The sequence below is a fragment of the Runella zeae DSM 19591 genome (assembly GCF_000423565.1).
In the GTDB taxonomy this organism is placed as follows: Bacteria; Bacteroidota; Bacteroidia; order Cytophagales; family Spirosomataceae; genus Runella; species Runella zeae.
In genome coordinates this window covers 1-2,470 of record NZ_KE384053.1, presented here as the reverse complement: position 1 = coordinate 2,470, position 2,470 = coordinate 1, and the positions used below count along the sequence as shown (strand labels likewise).

Here is a 2,470-nt window from a genome sequence, read left to right as displayed (position 1 = left end):
ACAACCACAACCACAACCACAACCACAACCACAACCACAACCACAACCACAACCACAACCACAACCACACACCCCTGCGTTTTATAAGGCGATTTCGCCCGATTCGGGGTCAATAGCCACAGTAGTACGGTCATTCAAATCGGCCTGTACTAAACATATTCGAACCGTATTTCCGAATCAAAATTTTGGGTGGCAAGAGCGATTTTGGGATACGATCATTCGAGATGAAGCATCTTGGGATAGGATAAGCAACTATATTGTCACCAATCCTGCCAATTGGGATAAAGATAAATTTTATGAACCATGAACATCAACGCCACTCTACTCAACTATTACCAGCTTTGTCACCGCAAAATGTGGCTGCACTACCATGTTATCAGGATGGAGCATACCTCAGAAGTGGTGTATGAAGGTAAGTTGATAGGGGAGGAGAGCTATCCTTTTAGGGCCGATAAAAACGAAGAATTAGAAATAAGCTACACATTACCTGAAAGTTCAGGGCAAAATGAGGTCGTATTGACCGCCAAAATAGATTTTTTTGACGCCAAACGGGGTATTGTTCACGAAACCAAAAAATCGGCGGCAAAGGAATGGGCGCACGTAGCGCAGGTGCAGTTTTATCTGTATTTGTTACAAAAAAATGGTGTAGAAATTAGCCACGGGGTCATAGAATATCCGAAGTTACGCCAAACCGAACGCGTAACACTCCACGAAGACGATGTGGAGCGAATAGAAGCAAATATCGAAAAAATCAGGGAGATATTAGAGCAAGAACAATGTCCGCCAAAGTTACCGATTTCAAAGTGTAAGGCTTGTAGCTATTTTGAATTTTGCTGGGTTGGAGATGAATAACAAATATAGAAATTATTGAAAAAATGAAAAAAAGCTATTATCTCTTTAACCCAGGCCGACTGAGCCGTAAGGACAATACGCTGTGTTTTGTGCCTGTAGATGAGCAGGGACAGGAAGGGCAGCCGCGTTATATACCAGTTGAAGGAGTAGATAATTTGTACTGTTTTGGAAGCTTGGATGCCAACAGTGCCATGTACAATTTCTTGGGCAAAAATCACGTGTCGGTACATTTTTTTGATTACTACGAACACTACACGGGCTCGTTTATGGCGAAGGATTATTTGTTGGCGGGCAAAATGCAGGTAGAACAAACGCGGTATTACTTATCTGACAAAAAGCGGATGGTAGTAGCGAGGACCTTTGTAGAGGGGGCGGCCTTTAATATGTCCAAAAACTTGAAGTACTACCAAGGGCGAGGCAAAGACGTGGCGAAATCGCTAGGTCAGATTGAAAATTATTCATCGTTGATTGCCGAAGCTGGAAATATTGCTGAGCTAATGGGTATTGAGGGCAATATCCGACAAGCGTATTATGGTGCTTTTGGGGAGATTATAACTGATTTTGACATGGGAACTCGAAGCAAACAACCCCCTCAAAACGAGGTGAATGCATTGATTTCGTTTGGCAATATGATGTGCTACACGGTGTGTTTGGATCAAATTTACCATACCCAACTGAACCCAACCGTCAGTTTTTTGCATGAGCCAGGAGCGCGGCGGTACTCGTTGGCGTTGGATTTGTCAGAGATTTTTAAGCCATTGCTAGTAGACCGGACTATTTTTACGGTACTCAACAAAAAACAAATACAAGCCAAGGATTTTCGGCAAGACATCAATCAGTGTGTATTGAAAGAGGGAGGCAAAAAGATATTTGTACAAGCGTTTGAAGAACGTTTGAAAGAGACTTTTAAGCATCGGTCGTTGGGTAGAAATGTGAGTTATAAACATTTAGTAAAATTAGAGTGCTATAAATTGCAGAAGCATTTGTTGGGTATAGAAGTCTACAAACCGTTTAAAATGATGTGGTAAAAGCCCGTGCTATAATTTAAAGAGATTATGTATGTGATTTTGGTATATGATATTGGTGAAAAGCGGGTGGCGAAGATGTTGAAGCATTGCCGCAAGTATTTGAATTGGATTCAAAATTCGGTGTTTGAGGGAGAAATTACGGAAGTAAAGCTAAAAGAGATGTTAATGGGTGCGCGTGCGATTATGAAGGAAGAGCAAGACAGTGTAATTTTGTTCAAGAGTCGGAATGAGCGGTGGTTAGATAAAGAAATCATTGGGGTAGAGCGCAGCAATATTGATAACTTTCTGTAGGGAAAAAGTCGTCGAAGTCCCAAAACTGACAAAAGTTCGTTGACATATTGGCTAAAAATTGTCCTTTGGGAGAGGTAAGTGTCTGAAAATGAGGAGTCGTCGAAGGTTAAGCAAAATCAAGCAATTGACCTTCGACGACTTTTTAGTTGAAAAGTTCAACAAAAAACCTTAAAATTGAGTCAAAATAGCCGTTTTTCGTACGGCTTTTAATTGTACCATTTAGGAATTGAAACAAGAAACTGCAAAGGTTGAGCAGGATGCGCGTAGGGCTTTTAATTGTACCATTTAGGAATTGAAAC

General features: G+C 41.1%; 4 protein-coding genes. All 4 read left to right on the top strand.

Annotation, left to right across the window (positions count from 1 at the left end):
* The coding region (locus G563_RS38775) for a transposase (protein ID WP_374754551.1) at positions 1 to 307 on the top strand (307 nt) is incomplete at its 5' end.
* Positions 304 to 852 (top strand): CRISPR-associated protein Cas4, encoded by a 549-nt coding sequence (gene cas4 / locus G563_RS0133285; protein WP_028669140.1) that lies wholly within the window; start codon positions 304 to 306, stop codon positions 850 to 852. The genes G563_RS38775 and cas4, both read left to right, overlap by 4 nt.
* Positions 853 to 875: 23 nt before the next feature.
* Positions 876 to 1,880 carry a type I-B CRISPR-associated endonuclease Cas1b gene (gene cas1b / locus G563_RS0133280; RefSeq protein WP_028669139.1) on the top strand — a complete coding sequence of 335 codons (1,005 nt, stop codon included), beginning with the start codon at positions 876 to 878 and terminating at the stop codon, positions 1,878 to 1,880.
* A gap of 27 nt (positions 1,881 to 1,907) precedes the next feature.
* Entirely contained in the window at positions 1,908 to 2,171 is a 264-nt protein-coding gene (gene cas2 / locus G563_RS0133275; protein ID WP_028669138.1) for a CRISPR-associated endonuclease Cas2, read from the top strand.
* Positions 2,172 to 2,470: the final 299 nt, after the last annotated feature.

What these genes read in the sequence shown, in the direction of transcription:
- cas2 (WP_028669138.1), top strand. Translation starts at nt 1,908, where the DNA reads ATGTATGTGATTTTGGTATATGATATTGGTGAAAAGCGGGTGGCGAAG.
- cas4 (WP_028669140.1), top strand. Translation starts at nt 304, where the DNA reads ATGAACATCAACGCCACTCTACTCAACTATTACCAGCTTTGTCACCGC.
- cas1b (WP_028669139.1), top strand. Translation starts at nt 876, where the DNA reads ATGAAAAAAAGCTATTATCTCTTTAACCCAGGCCGACTGAGCCGTAAG.